Origin of the sequence: Phycicoccus flavus (genome assembly GCF_004025965.2) — a bacterium.
Classification (GTDB): domain Bacteria; phylum Actinomycetota; class Actinomycetes; order Actinomycetales; family Dermatophilaceae; genus Phycicoccus; species Phycicoccus flavus.
In genome coordinates, this window is record NZ_SAYU02000012.1 from 20,499 (window position 1) to 34,581 (window position 14,083).

General features: G+C 74.1%; 10 protein-coding genes. 6 read left to right on the forward strand and 4 right to left on the reverse strand.

Translation table 11 applies throughout. The features are described from left to right. Positions 1–7: 7 nt before the first annotated feature. Together EPD83_RS05540 and EPD83_RS05545 are read left to right on the forward strand one after the other, a co-directional pair. Positions 8–1,132, forward strand: coding sequence for a glycosyltransferase (locus EPD83_RS05540; protein ID WP_205859424.1), 1,125 nt, complete (start codon positions 8–10; stop codon positions 1,130–1,132). Then, positions 1,129–2,082, forward strand: a complete 954-nt coding sequence (locus tag EPD83_RS05545) for an NAD-dependent epimerase/dehydratase family protein (RefSeq protein WP_128365822.1) — start codon at positions 1,129–1,131, stop codon at positions 2,080–2,082. The genes EPD83_RS05540 and EPD83_RS05545 overlap by 4 nt, the downstream gene beginning before the upstream one ends. A gap of 15 nt (positions 2,083–2,097) precedes the next feature. On the opposite strand, the gene EPD83_RS05550 is transcribed toward EPD83_RS05545, so the two are convergent. The 3 genes from EPD83_RS05550 to EPD83_RS05560 all read right to left on the reverse strand — a co-directional run bounded on the left by EPD83_RS05550 (position 2,098) and on the right by EPD83_RS05560 (position 4,853). Continuing rightward, positions 2,098–2,826, reverse strand: coding sequence for a class I SAM-dependent methyltransferase (locus EPD83_RS05550; RefSeq protein WP_128365821.1), 729 nt, complete (start codon positions 2,824–2,826; stop codon positions 2,098–2,100). After that, positions 2,823–4,067 (reverse strand): O-antigen ligase family protein, encoded by a 1,245-nt coding sequence (locus EPD83_RS05555; protein ID WP_128365820.1) that lies wholly within the window; start codon positions 4,065–4,067, stop codon positions 2,823–2,825. Before EPD83_RS05555 ends, EPD83_RS05550 begins: the two co-directional genes overlap by 4 nt. A 132-nt stretch (positions 4,068–4,199) precedes the next feature. Further along, positions 4,200–4,853 (reverse strand): TetR/AcrR family transcriptional regulator, encoded by a 654-nt coding sequence (locus EPD83_RS05560; protein WP_235950357.1) that lies wholly within the window; start codon positions 4,851–4,853, stop codon positions 4,200–4,202. Positions 4,854–4,962: 109 nt separating this feature from the next. Between EPD83_RS05560 and EPD83_RS05565 the strand changes: the two genes are divergently transcribed. Then, on the forward strand, positions 4,963–6,108 hold the full coding sequence (locus tag EPD83_RS05565) for an acyl-CoA dehydrogenase family protein (protein WP_165566319.1): 1,146 nt from the start codon (positions 4,963–4,965) through the stop codon (positions 6,106–6,108). 157 nt (positions 6,109–6,265) lie between these two features. Here the strand turns inward: EPD83_RS05565 and EPD83_RS05570 are convergent, their stop codons facing one another. Then, positions 6,266–7,345 carry a hypothetical protein gene (locus EPD83_RS05570; RefSeq protein WP_165566320.1) on the reverse strand — a complete coding sequence of 360 codons (1,080 nt, stop codon included), beginning with the start codon at positions 7,343–7,345 and terminating at the stop codon, positions 6,266–6,268. Between the two features lie 241 nt (positions 7,346–7,586). Between EPD83_RS05570 and glgX the strand changes: the two genes are divergently transcribed. The 3 genes from glgX to treZ are packed head-to-tail and all read left to right on the forward strand — an operon-like array spanning position 7,587 to position 14,026. Further along, positions 7,587–9,737 (forward strand): glycogen debranching protein GlgX, encoded by a 2,151-nt coding sequence (gene glgX, locus EPD83_RS05575; RefSeq protein ID WP_128366476.1) that lies wholly within the window; start codon positions 7,587–7,589, stop codon positions 9,735–9,737. Between the two features lie 6 nt (positions 9,738–9,743). Further along, a complete protein-coding gene (gene treY / locus EPD83_RS05580) occupies positions 9,744–12,209 on the forward strand; it encodes a malto-oligosyltrehalose synthase (protein WP_128366477.1) in 2,466 nt (821 codons plus the stop codon). Next, positions 12,206–14,026 (forward strand): malto-oligosyltrehalose trehalohydrolase, encoded by a 1,821-nt coding sequence (gene treZ / locus EPD83_RS05585; protein ID WP_165566321.1) that lies wholly within the window; start codon positions 12,206–12,208, stop codon positions 14,024–14,026. Before treY ends, treZ begins: the two co-directional genes overlap by 4 nt. The last annotated feature ends 57 nt before the right edge of the window (positions 14,027–14,083 follow it).

Genomic DNA, 14,083 nt, shown 5'->3' on the forward strand with positions numbered 1-14,083 from the left:
GTGCGGCGTGGAGACCCCGACCGGCGCCGCGGCGCCGCACCGCGTGTCGGTCGTCGTGCCCGTCTACCAGGGCGCGCGCACCCTCGCCGACGTCGTCGGCGAGATCGCCGTGCTCCGCGAGCAGGGCCGCACGCCGGGCGGCCGGCTCTTCGTCGTCGACGAGGTCGTCCTCGTCGACGACTGCGGCCCGGACGGCTCGGACACGGTCATCCGCGACCTCGCGGCCCGTCACCCGTGGGTGCGTCCGGTCTGGCTGAGCCGCAACTTCGGCCAGCACGCGGCGACGCTGGCCGGCATCTCCGCGTCCGGCGGTGAGTGGGTCGTGACGATGGACGAGGACGGCCAGCACGACCCGGGCGCGATCGGGGTCCTGCTGGACCGCGCCCTGGACGCCCAGGCCGACGTCGTGTACGCCCGCCCGAGCAACCCGCCGCCGCACGGGTTCCGGCGCAACCTGGCCTCACGGGGCGCGAAGTGGTTCGTCACGAAGATGGCGCGCGGCGCACCGGCCGCCGACTTCAACAGCTTCCGGCTCGTCCTCGGCGAGGTCGCCCGCTCCGTGGCGGCCTACGCCGGCCCCGGCATCTACCTCGACGTCGCCATCTCCTGGGTCGCGCGCCGGGTGACCACCGCGCCGGTGCGGATGCGCGACGAGGGGGACCGGCCCTCCGGCTACGACCTGCGCCGCCTGCTCTCCCACTTCTGGCGGCTCGTCCTGTCCAGCGGCACGACCCCGCTGCGGTGGGTCAGCGTCACCGGCATCGGGGCGGTCGTCCTCGCCCCGCTCATCGCGGTCGTGCTCGTGGCCGGCAAGGCCGCCCGCTGGTGGCAGGCGCCCGGGTGGACCTCGACGATGGTGCTGCTCATGGCGGCCACCGGGGCGATCCTCTTCGCCCTCGGCGTCATCGCCGAGTACGTCGGCATGTCGGTGAACATGGCGATGGGCAAGCCGCTCTACCTGCCCGTGCGGGACCGGATGGACGGCCCGCTCGGGCGCGAGACCCGGTCCGGGGCCGACGTCCCGGCGGCGACGGACCCCCGGGCCGCAGTCGCGTCGGCCCCGCCGTCCGCGCCGCCGACCGCGCATCACCCCGCTCCGGAGACCCGGGACGCCCCCGCGGGGACCGGGTGAGCGAGCCGGTCGCCTGGGTCCTGGGGTCCCGGGGGCTCGTCGGCCGGCACCTCGTCGCGCTGCTGCACGAGCGGGGCTGGGAGGTGCGCACCTCGGTCGTCCCGTGGTCGGAGGAGGACGACGCCGCGGCGACCCTGGAGCGCGACCTCGCGGACTTCGGGGCCGTCCGCGCCGGACGGCCGTGGCTGCTCGCCTGGTGCGCCGGGGCGGGCGTCGTCGCCACCCCGGAGGAGGACCTGCTGGCCGAGCAGCGGGTCTTCGAGCGGTTCGTGGCCGGGCTGGCGGAGACCGCGGTCCCCGGCGAGGACGGCGTCGTCTTCCTCGCCTCCTCGGCCGGCGGCCTCTACGCCGGGTCGTCCCACCCGCCCTTCGACGAGGACACCGAGCCGGCGCCGCTCGTCGCCTACGGACGGACCAAGCTCGCCATGGAGGCCGCGCTCACGGAGGCGATCGCCGCCACCGGGCTGCGGGCGGTCCTCGGCCGGCTGGCCAACGTCTACGGCCCGGGCCAGACCCTGGCCAAGCCGCAGGGCCTGCTCTCGCAGCTGTGCCTCTCCGACGCGACGGGGCGCCCGTTGCCGGTCTTCGTCTCGCTCGACACCATCCGGGACTACGTCTACGCCGCCGACCTCGCCGCCATGGTGCTGCGGTGCACCGAGCTCGTCCGCCGCGAGCCCCCGGGCACGGCGGTGCCGAAGGTGCTGGCCTCGGGACGCCCGGTCACCGTCGGTCACCTCGTCGGCGAGGCCCGGCGGGCCTTCCACCGTCCGTTGCGCACGGTGACCGCGCCGGGAGGCCGGGGGCAGGTGCTCGACCTGCGCCTGCGTTCGGTGCGCTGGCCGCAGGTGCAGTCGCTCGCCGCGACGACCCTCGTCGCCGGCCTGGCCGCCACCGCCGCCGACGTCCGCGCCCGGGTCACCTCGGGCGGGCCGCTCGACCCCGGCGCCTGACGGCGGCCGGCCGGGTCAGGGCCGGCGGGTGGCCGCCGCGAAGACCGAGGAGCCGAACGGCAGGTCACGCCGGGCCAGGGCGCCGCGGTCCACCCGGCACATCGCGGTGAGCGCCGTGTTGAGGGCCCGCGGGACCCGGGGCACCTCGACGATGTCGACCGGACCACGGGCCCCGCGTCGCGAGACCTTGCGGACCAGGCGTTCGGCCACGAAGAGCGGGAAGACGGTCGTGAAGCCGTAGGTCGCGCGCTCGACGGCGAAGCCCGCGCGGCGCAGCGCGGCGACCGTCCGCCGCCGCGTGTAGCGACGGTGGTGGCCGTTGGCGACGTCGAAGTCGCTCCAGGCCCACGAGTACGCGGGGACCGACAGCAGCAGACGCCCGCCGGGCCGCAGCACCCGGCGGATCTCGGCCAGGGCGTCGGCCTCCGGCGCGCAGTGCTCGAGGACGTCGAAGGCGGCCACGGCGTCGAAGGTCTCGTCGGCGAAGGGCAGCGCCAGTGCCGACCCGCACACCCCCGCGGCGTCGAGGCCCCGGGGGTCGATGTCCAGCGACACCGTGCGGACCGCGGCCTCGCGGAACCAGGACGCGCTCGGTCCGTCCGCGCTGCCGAGGTCGAGGGCCAGCGCGGGCGACCCGGCGTGCTCACCGAGCGCGGTCTCGAGCAGGTCGGACCGCGCGACGTACCACCAGTAGTCCGGGGTCGCGATCGAGGCCGAGCCGCCGTGTCCGGGAGTCGCAGTCACCGCGTCAGCGTAGAGGCGACCGGCGGTGGGGCCTCCTCGGGGACGGGCGGCCCGTCGGCCCCCGTGCGCGTCGCGAGCAGGCCGAGGACACCGGCGGCCAGGGCCGTCATCGCCACGGTGGTGCCGAAGACCTCGCCGAGCCGCAGCGCGCAGACGAGGACGGCGAGGTTGGCCGCCTCGGCCGCGGCCCAGGGGCGCGTCGTCCGGCCCGCGCGGAGGAGGCCGACGCCGACGAGCAGGGTCACCGCGGCGTAGGCGACGACGAGGACCCAGCCGCCCTCGACGAAGGCGGCCCAGTACGAGTTGTGGAAGAAGAAGGTGTCGCCGTCGACGCGCACGTACGCCTCGCCGAGCCCCGACCCCGTCCAGGGGGTCTCCCGCACCTTCTCGTAGGAGGCGTCGTCGATCCGCTCGCGGAGCTGGTCGGACCCGAACCGGCCGGCGAACACGCCGATCCGGGCGTAGTTGGCCTCGACGAACTCGACGACGAAGGCGAGGGCCGCGACGAGGACGATGCGCCCGAGCACCCCGAGCCGCGGGCGCAGCCACAACCAGGCGATGCCGCAGCCCAGCGCGGCCAGCGACGTGCGCGACCCGGTGAGCCACAGCAGGACCACGGTGACCCCGAGCACGAGGGCGGCCCGGGGCGGGGTGCGGGCCAGCCCGGCGAGCAGCAGCCCGACGACGGCGCAGACGAGCCCGGCGACGTTCTTGTCGAGGAGGAACCCCGAGAGGTAGTCGCCGTAGGGCCGGGGGGCGAGGCCGACCTCGAACAGGACGGCGTTGGCCACGAGGCCGAGGCCCATCCCGCGCACGAGCGAGGGGTAGTGGATCCGCCCCTGCGCGAGGACGACGAAGAGCAGGAGGACGAGGAGGAGCCGGGAGAGCCGGCGGGGCCAGCCGTTGAGGGACGTGTCCGGGCTCGCGATGGACACCGCCACCGCGTAGACGAGGACGAGGGACATCGCCGGGACCAGCCAGCCGAGTCGCGACTGCGGGCCCGACAGGGTGAACGCGGGTCGCCGGGAGAGGCCGAGCACGACGAGGGCGGCGCCGGCGATGAGGCCGACGGACACCCCGCTCGGCATCCGCGGCGGGATCCAGGCCAGGAGCACGAGCGCGCCGAGCAGCAGGTCGACGAGCCGGGTGGGCTCGGCACCGGGGTCGCGCAGGACGCCGAGCAGGTCGGCCCGCGAGCGCACCGGCGCGGCCGGGCCGGCGATGCGGGGGGGCGCGGACATGTCGGACACCTCGGGGACGCGAGCCGTGGGCGCCGCCGGCGGCGGACCCGGCCGCCACTGTAGTCGCGGTGACGGGGACCCGGGGGCGCGTCGGGGCAGTCGGGTCCGGCGGCGGCGGGCGTGCGCCGGGGCTCAGGCGCGGACGAGCCGGACGGCGAGCTCGCCGTACGCGGCCTCGATGGCCTCCGGGGTGCGCCGGGACCCCGGGGAGTACCAGCGGGCGACGTCGATGGCCATCGACAGCAGCGCGAGCGCGGTGGTGCGCACGTCGTCGACGGCGAACTCGCCGGTGGCGACACCCGCCGACAGCACGTCGGCGACGACGTGGTCGATCTCCTTGCGCAGGTCGAGCACCTCGGCCTGGTGCTCGTCGCTGAGGTGGCGGAACTCGAACTGCACGATCCGCCCGAGCTGGTGGTGCTCGGCGTGCCAGCGCGAGAACCCGCCGACGATGGCCCGCAGCGCCGCGGTGGGGCTGTCGGCGTCCCGGGCGGCGGCGACGAGCAGGTCGCGGGCCCGGGCGTGGCCGCGGCGGCTCAGCTCGAAGAGCAGGACCTCCTTGGACGCGAAGTGCACGTAGACGCCGGCGGGGGAGAGGCCGGCCCGGGAGGCGATGTCGCGGGTCGTCGTCGCCGGGAAGCCCCGGGCGGCGAAGGCGTCCGCCGCGGCGAGCATGATCCGCACCGCGGTGTCGGAGGCGTCGCCGGCGCCACCGTCGGCGCGCCCGCCCTCGGGGGCGATGGCGGCGAGGACGGCGCTCTCGGACAGCGGAGCGGTACCCGGCACGGTTGACAGCATGCCTCACCCGAGTCACACTAAGCAAGCGCTTAGTCACACTGTGGCCGAGCCGTCGACCCCGGCGCACCGCCGAACCCGGAGCAGATCGAGGAGCACCATGCCGCGCAACCTGTACGAGAGCGAGCACGAGGACTTCCGCGCCTCCGTGCAGGAGTTCGTCGAGCGCACCCTGAAGCCGCGCGCCGAGCAGATGCTCGAGGTCAAGCAGGTCGAGCGCGATCTGTGGAAGGAGGCCGGCGCGCAGGGCCTGTTCGGCCTCGACATCCCCGAGGAGTTCGGGGGCATGGGCGCCGAGGACTACCGCTTCAACGCCATCGCCGCCGAGGTCATCGCCGGCTTCAACTTCGCCGTCTCCTCCTGCTTCGGCATCCACAGCGACGTCTGCCCGCCGTACATCGTCGACCTCGGCACCCAGGAGCAGAAGGAGCGCTGGCTGCCGGGCATGGCCAACGGCGAGCTCATCGCGGCCATCGCCATGACCGAGCCGTCCGGCGGCTCCGACCTCGCGGCGCTGAAGACCACCGCCGTCCGCGACGGCGAGGACTGGGTCCTCAACGGGTCCAAGACCTTCATCACCAACGGCTACCAGGCCGACCTCGTCATCGTCGCCGCCCGGACCGACCCGTCCAAGGGTGCCAAGGGCATCACGCTGCTCGTCGTCGAGGACGGCATGGAGGGCTTCAGCCGCGGCCGCAAGCTCGACAAGGTCGGGCAGGAGGAGGCCGACACCTCCGAGCTGTTCTTCGAGGACGTCCGCGTCCCGGACGCCAACCGGCTCGGCGAGGAGGGGATGGGCTTCGTCGCGATGATGCAGCGCCTGCCCCAGGAGCGCATCGGCGCCGCCGTCGCCAACACCGCGCACGCCTTCCAGATCTTCCGCGAGACGGTCGAGTACACCAAGGAGCGCAAGGCGTTCGGCCAGGCGGTCGGGTCCTTCCAGCACAACAAGTTCAAGATGGCCGAGCTGCTGACCCAGCTCGAGGTCACCCAGGCCTACGTCGACGACTGCGTTGCCGCCCACGTCGAGGGCAGGCTGACCCCGGTCGACGCCGCCAAGGCCAAGTGGTTCAGCGCCCAGGTGCAGAACCAGGTCCTCGACGAGTGCGTGCAGCTGCACGGCGGCTACGGCTTCATGAACGAGTACCGCGTCGCCCGCGCCTGGCGGGACGCCCGGGTGTCGAAGATCTGGGCCGGCTCGAACGAGATCATGAAGGAGCTCATCGGCCGCGACCTCGGCCTCTGACTGCGCTCCCCGCTGGTCCGAGAGCACCCGGGCAGCGACCTCCTGCGTGAGACCCCGGACGTCGAGGTGGCAGACGCGGACCAAGCCCTGACGTCGCATCCTCAGCCGGCCGGCAAGCCCGGTGGGCACGTGCTCGGGCTCCGACCCGCCGGAACCCTCAGCGCAGGAGGGAGCGCTCGCGGAGGGCGACGAGCACGTCGGGGTCGACGGCAGCCGCCGGAACGACGAGTCGATGCCGGACGTCCCGGCCCAGAAGGACCAGCGCGTGCTCGCGCCGCAGCGCCCGGCGCACCTGCCCCCACGGCACCCGGGTAGGCGTGCCGTCCTTCTCCAGGAGCAGACCGGCGTCGTCGAGCGCGAGGTGCACGAGGTGCGGTGCCCGACCCGGGGGCAGCAGCTCCCTGCGGACCGCGCGCCGGGTCAGCCGCGGCACGAGGAGCCGGGCCGCCACCGTGACGAGGAACGTCGCGCTGGTGAGCCAGCGGAGCCAGCCGCCTCCGACGAGGAGGCCGATGGCGAGGACCAGGCCGGGAGCCGCGAGGAGCCAGGGCAGCCGGCGCCGGGCGAGGAGCGCCGCGGCGTCGTTCGCGACCCGGTCGGCGAGCGTGACGTCGAGGACCGCCGGTGCAGCGGGGGGGTCGCCGACCGGTCCCGGCGGGTGCTCGGACGGCGTCCACCCGTGCGCGGTGAGCAGGGACTCGCGCGCCTGCGGGTCGAGCCGGTCCAGGGGCACGATACGTCCGGTGGCCCGCCCCTCGACGAACGAGGCATCACCGTCCCCCAGGAGCTCGGCCGGGATCACCCGCAGCTGCGCGGCTCCCGGTGTCGAGAACGTCAGCATGCCGCGCTGCGCCTTCACGGCCCTCATCTCGGCGTAGGCGTAGGGGAGCTCCTGGCCCACTGGACCGAAGGCGAGGGCGTCGATGCCGACCCTGGCCCTGAAGGTCGTCCCGAGGGGGAGGGAGCGTCGGGCGTCGAGGACAGCCGAGAGCACCAGGGCCCCGACGACCAGCGGTGCGACGACGAGACCGGCGACCAGGCCGACGAGGAACGACACCCCCGGCAACGCCAGCGCGAGAAGCGCTCCGAGCAGAAGCCCGACGACAGGAACCAGGACTACCGCGCCCAGCACGCCGACCGGGCTGGCCGCGCGCAGGCACCGGCGACGTACGGCTCGGTCGACGACGACCTCGCGCGTCACGGGGGTGCTCGATCCGCCCGCTGCGTCCGCGTCCATCCGGCCTCCCGCCCACCTGTCCACCCGTCCGGCGGTCACCGTAGACGGCGCTGGCGCCGACCGTCGGCCGTTTCGCCGATGCGCCTCCGGCCCTCTCCGGGCGCGATGGGGGGGTGTGCTGTCGAGGGCGGCACGGCCGCGACGTTCGTGCAGGTAGGTTGGTGCCTCGCGTCCGGCCGACCGGCGGACGCGGCGCCGGCAGCGTGGCTGGCCTGCACGGACACCCCTCGAAAGGCACGCAGTGGAGATCTGGCCCGGGACGGCGTACCCCTTGGGCGCCACCTACGACGGCAGTGGCGTCAACTTCGCGTTGTTCAGCGAGGTCGCCGACCGCGTCGAGCTCTGCCTCGTCGACGACGACGGCGAGGAGACGCGCATCGACCTGCCCGAGGTCGACGGCTTCGTCTGGCACGGCTACGTGCCCGGCATGCAGCCCGGCCAGCGGTACGGCTACCGCGTCCACGGGCCGTACGAGCCCGAGAACGGCCACCGCTGCGACCCCAGCAAGCTGCTGCTGGACCCCTACGCGAAGGCCGTCGAGGGGCAGATCGAGAACGACCAGGCGCTCTTCAGCTACCGGTTCAGCAACCCCAAGAAGCGCAACACCGACGACAGCCTCGGCAAGACGATGTACGGCGTCGTCACCAACCCGTACTTCGACTGGGGCCACGACCGCCCGCCGCGGCACGAGTACCACGAGAGCGTCATCTACGAGGCCCACGTCAAGGGCCTGACGATGACCCACCCCGAGATCCCCGAGGAGATCCGCGGCACGTACTCGGCCATCGCCCACCCGGCGATCATCGAGCACCTCACCGAGCTCGGGGTCACCGCCATCGAGCTCATGCCGGTGCACCAGTTCGTCCAGGACACCTCGCTCCAGGCCAAGGGCCTCAGCAACTACTGGGGTTACAACACCATCGGCTTCCTCGCGCCGCACAACGGGTACGCCCGCTCCGACCGCGGCGAGCAGGTCACCGAGTTCAAGGCCATGGTCAAGGCGCTGCACGAGGCGAACATCGAGGTCATCCTCGACGTCGTCTACAACCACACCGCCGAGGGCAACGAGATGGGCCCGACCATCTGCTTCCGGGGCATCGACAACGCCGCGTACTACCGGCTCGTCGACGACCGCAAGGAGCACTACTACGACACGACGGGCACCGGCAACAGCCTGCTCATGCGCAACCCGCACGTGCTCCAGCTCATCATGGACAGCCTGCGGTACTGGGTCACCGAGATGCACGTCGACGGCTTCCGCTTCGACCTCGCGGCCACGCTCGCCCGCCAGTTCCACGAGGTCGACAAGCTCTCGGCCTTCTTCGACCTCATCCAGCAGGACCCGGTGATCAGCCAGGTCAAGCTCATCGCCGAGCCCTGGGACGTCGGGGACGGCGGCTACCAGGTCGGCGGCTTCCCGCCCCTGTGGACGGAGTGGAACGGCCAGTACCGCGACACCGTGCGCGACTTCTGGCGCGGCGAGCCGAGCACCCTCGGCGAGTTCGCCTCGCGCCTCACCGGCAGCAGCGACCTGTACGAGCACAACGGCCGAAAGCCGATCGCGTCCATCAACTTCGTCACCGCCCACGACGGCTTCACCCTGCGCGACCTCGTCTCCTACAACGAGAAGCACAACGACGCCAACGGCGAGGACGGCCGCGACGGCGAGAGCCACAACCGCTCGTGGAACTGCGGCGCGGAGGGCCCGACCGACGACCCCGAGGTCATCGAGCTGCGGCGCCGCCAGCAGCGCAACTTCCTCGCCACGCTGCTGCTGAGCCAGGGCGTGCCGATGATCGCCCACGGCGACGAGATGGGCCGCACCCAGGACGGCAACAACAACGTCTACTGCCAGGACAACGAGATCTCCTGGATGGACTGGGACCTCGACGAGACCCAGCGCGACCTCTACGCCTTCACCGCCGCGATGGCCCGCATCCGCCACGACCACCCCGTGTTCCGCCGGCGCCGGTTCTTCGCCGGCAGCGCCGACCACGGCGGAGAGTCGGACATGGGCGACATCGCCTGGCTCCAGCCGAGCGGCGAGGCGATGACCGAGTCCGACTGGTCCGACGGCGCCGCCCGGGCCATGGCGGTCTTCCTCAACGGCGACGCCATCCCCGGCCCGGACGTGCGGGGCCGCAAGGTGCAGGACGACGACTTCCTCGTCCTCTTCAACGCCCACCACGAGGACAACGAGTTCCAGCTGCCGCCCGCCGAGTGGGGCGAGCGGTGGTGCACCGAGGTCGACACCGCGGCCGACCACGTCGACCCGGAGTGGCACGAGGCGGGCAGCACCGTCCGGGTCACCGCCCGCTCGGTCATCGTCCTGCGCAACCCCCGCGAGACGCCCACCCCGGCCTCGGGAGCGGCCGGCGCGACGAGGAGCTGACGCCACGTGACGGTCCACCGCCCCGGCCCCGGCCGCGTCGTCCCGACGGCCACCTACCGCCTCCAGGTGCACGGCGGCTTCACCTTCGACGACGCCGCCGACCACGTGCCCTACCTCGCCTCGCTCGGGGTCTCGCACGTCTACCTCAGCCCGATCCTCCAGGCGGCGCCCGGGTCGACGCACGGCTACGACGTGCTCGACCACACCCGGGTCTTCACCGAGGCGGGGGGCCGCGGGTCCTTCGAGCGGCTCGTCGCCGCCTGCCGTGAAGCGGGGCTCGGCATCGTCGTCGACGTCGTGCCGAACCACATGGCGGTGCCGTCGCCCGAGCACCTCAACGCCCCCTTCTGGTCGCTGCTGCGCGAGGGAGCACGCTCGCCGTACGCCGGCTGGTTCGACGTCGACTGGGTCGCCGAGGACGAGCGGATCCTCATGCCGGTGCTCGGCGGCAGCCTCGAGCAGGTGCTCGACCGCGGTGAGCTGGTCCTCGCCGACGACGGCGGCCCGAGCGGCGCCGACCACGTCCTGCGCTACTACGACCACGAGTTCCCGGTGGCGTCCGGCACCGAGACCCTGCCCCTGCCCCAGCTGGTCGAGGCGCAGGGCTACCGGCTCACGAGCTGGCGCGAGGGCGAGGCGCTCAACTACCGGCGCTTCTTCGACGTCACCTCGCTCGTCGCCGTGCGCGTCGAGGACCCCGTCGTCTTCACCGCCACCCACGCGCTGCTCCTGGCGCTGTTCGGGCACGGCGAGGTCGACGGCTTCCGCATCGACCATCCCGACGGCCTCGCCGACCCCGGCGGCTACCTCGAGCGCCTCGCGGAGTCCACCGGCGACGCCTGGGTCGTCGTCGAGAAGATCCTCGAGGGCGAGGAGCGCCTGCCCGACGCCTGGCGCTGCGCCGGCACCACCGGGTACGACGCCCTGCTGCGGGTGCAGCAGGTGCTCACCCCGCCCGAGACCACCGGCACCCTCGACCGGCTGTGGGCGCAGGTGGCGCCCGACCTCACCGACCTCGACGACGTCGTCGCCGACAGCAAGCGGCTCGTCGTCGACGACGTCCAGGCCGCCGAGGTCGACCGCCTCATGCGGCTCGTGCGCCGGGTCGTCCCGGACGCCGACGCCTCCGCGCTGCGGCGCGCCTTGGAGGCGCTGCTGGTCTCGATGGACCGCTACCGGGCCTACCTCGTGCCCGGCCGTGGGGTCGAGCCCGAGCAGGCCGCCGTCGTCGACGACGCTGCCGCCCGGGCCCGCGGAGTCCTCGCCCCGAGCGACGAGGACGCCCTCGACCTCGTCGTCCGGCTCGTGCTCGACCGGGAGGTGTCCGAGGCCGCCTCCGACACCGGACGGGTGGCCGACGAGTTCCGGGTGCGCTTCCAGCAGACCTGCGGGCCGGTCATGGCCAAGGGCATCGAGGACACCGCGTTCTACCGCTGGTTCCGGCTCGCCGGGGCCAACGAGGTGGGCGGGCACCCCGAGGTGCTCGCCATCGACACCGCCGCCTTCCACGAGTGGTGCGCCCGCCAGCAGGCCGACTGGCCGACGTCGATGACGACGCTGACGACGCACGACACCAAGCGGTCCGAGGACACCCGGGCCCGGCTCATGGTCCTCGCCGAGGACGCGCCCGGCTGGGAGGCGTGGCTGGAGCAGGCCCGCGCGCTCGCGGCGCCGCACCGGACCGAGCGGGTCGACGCACCCACCGAGTACCTCGTCTGGCAGACCTTCGTCGGCACCTGGCCCATCTCCGGCGCCCGGCTGGAGGAGTACCTGCTCAAGGCCGTGCGCGAGGCGAAGGTGCACACCGCATGGATCGACGGCGACACCGACTACGAGGACGAGGTCGTGGCCTTCGCCCGGGCCCTCGGGCGCGACCCCGAGGTGCACGCCCACCTCGACGCGTGGACCGAGCCGCACGAGGCGTCGGTCGTCGCGAACATCCTCGGCCAGAAGCTCGTCCAGCTGACGATGCCGGGAGTGCCGGACGTCTTCCAGGGCTGCGAGATCGGCCGGCTCGCGCTCGTCGACCCCGACAACCGTCGTCCCGTCGACTGGGCCGACCGCGCCCTGCGGCTCTCCCGCGTCGACGACGACGAGCCGTGCTTCGACCTCGACGACCACAAGCTGCGGCTCGTCGCCCTCACGCTGCGTCTGCGGCGGGCGCACCCCGGGGCCTTCGTCGGCGAGCACGCCACCTACACGCCGGTCGACACCGGCAGCGAGCACGCGCTGGCCTTCGCCCGCGGCGACGACGACGGGCCGCGCGCCCTCACCGTCGTCACGCGGGCGGCCGGCCGGCTGGCGGAGGCCGGCGGGTTCGGCGACGCCGCCCTCGAGGTCCCCCCCGGGACGTGGCACGAGGTGCTCTCGGGTCGCGAGGTGACCGGCGGGTCGTCCGTCGCCCTCACCGACCTGCTCGCCGAGCGCCCGGTGGCCCTGCTCGTGCGGGCCGACGACGAGGACGCCGCGTGAGCCGCGTCGTCGAGGTCTGGGCGCCGCTGCCGGAACGGGTCGAGCTCGAGTGGGCCCCGGCCGGGTCCGGCGAGGACCCCCGGCGCGAGCCGATGACGCCCGCCGGTGACGGCTGGTGGCGCCACGAGCTGCCGGAGGGGAGCGGCGAGGTCGACTACGCCTTCGTCCTCGACGGCGAGGACCCGCCGCTGCCGGACCCGCGCAGCGCCTGGCAGCCCGGCACCGTCCACGGCCCGAGCCGCACCGTCGACACCGGCGCCTTCCCCTGGACCGACGACGCCTGGCGCGGCCCCCGCGAGGGCGCGGGCAGCCTCGGCGCTGTGTTCTACGAGCTGCACGTCGGCACCTTCACGGCCGAGGGCACGTTCGACGCCGCCGTCGCCCGGCTGGACCACCTCGCGGCCCTCGGCGTCGACGTCGTCGAGGTCATGCCGGTCGCCGCGTTCCCCACCGACCGGGGCTGGGGCTACGACGGCGTCGGCCTGTACGCGGTGCAGGACTCCACCGGCGGCCCGGCGGGCTTCGCCCGGTTCGTCGACGCCTGCCACGCCCGCGGGCTCGGGGTCTGCCTCGACGTCGTCCACAACCACCTCGGGGCCTCCGGGAACTACCTGGCGCGCTTCGGCCCCTACTTCACGCAGGCCCACGAGACGCCGTGGGGGCCGGCGGTCAACCTCGACCACGACGGCTCCGACGTCGTCCGGGCCTTCCTCCTCGACGGCGTGCGCCGCTGGTTCCGCGACTTCCACGTCGACGTGCTGCGGCTCGACGCCGTCCACGAGCTCAAGGACGACTCGCCCCGGCACTACCTGGCCGAGCTGTCCGACGAGGTCGCCGCGCTCGCCGCCGAGCTCGGGCGGCCGCTGGACCTCGTCGCCGAGTCCGACCTCAACGACACCGTCATGGTCACGCCCACCGCCGACGGCGGCCGCGGGATGACGGCGCAGTGGGACGACGACGTGCACCACGCCCTGCACGTCACCCTGACCGGCGAGACCCAGGGCTACTACACCGACTTCGGCGGGACCCCCGGCAGCGGCGGGACGACACCGCTCGCGGTGCTGGCGAAGGTGCTGACCCGCGGGTTCCTCCACGACGGCACCTACTCCTCCTTCCGCGGCCGCGACTGGGGTGCCCCGGTCGACACCGCGACGCTGGACGCCCGGCGGCTGCTCGGCTACCTCCAGACGCACGACCAGGTCGGCAACCGGGCGACGGGGGAGCGCATCTCCGCCCTCGTCACCGACCCCGGGCTCCAGGCCGCCGGGGCCGCGCTGTACCTGCTGGCCCCGACGACGCCGATGCTCTTCATGGGCGAGGAGTGGGCCGCGTCCACCCCGTGGCAGTTCTTCACGAGCTTCGCCGAGGACTGGCTGGCCGACGCCGTGCGCGAGGGCCGGCGGGCCGAGTTCGGGGGCCACGGGTGGTCCGCCGACGAGGTCCCCGACCCGCAGGACCCCGCCACCCGCGACCGCTCGGTCCTCGACTGGTCCGAGGTCGAGGACGCCGACCACGCCCGGATGCTGCGCTGGTACGCCGACCTCATCGGGCTGCGCACGCGGCTGCTCCCGGGTGGACCCACCCGCCTCGACGACGTCACCGTGGCCGTCGACGAGGGGGCCCGGACCCTCGTGCTGCGGCACGCCCCCGCCGACTCCGCCCCGTACGCCGTCGTCGTGGCGCTGGACGAGGGCCGGCTGGACGTGCCGGTCCCCGGTGCCGCCGACGTGCTGCTGGCGTGGGGCGAGGCCTCGGTCGCCGACGGCGCCGTGACCCTCGACGGCCCCGGCGCCGCAGTCGTCTCCCTCACCCCCTGACCCCCCCGCCCCCCGACCCCCCACCCCCTGACCCCCCCGCCCCCCGACCCCCACCCC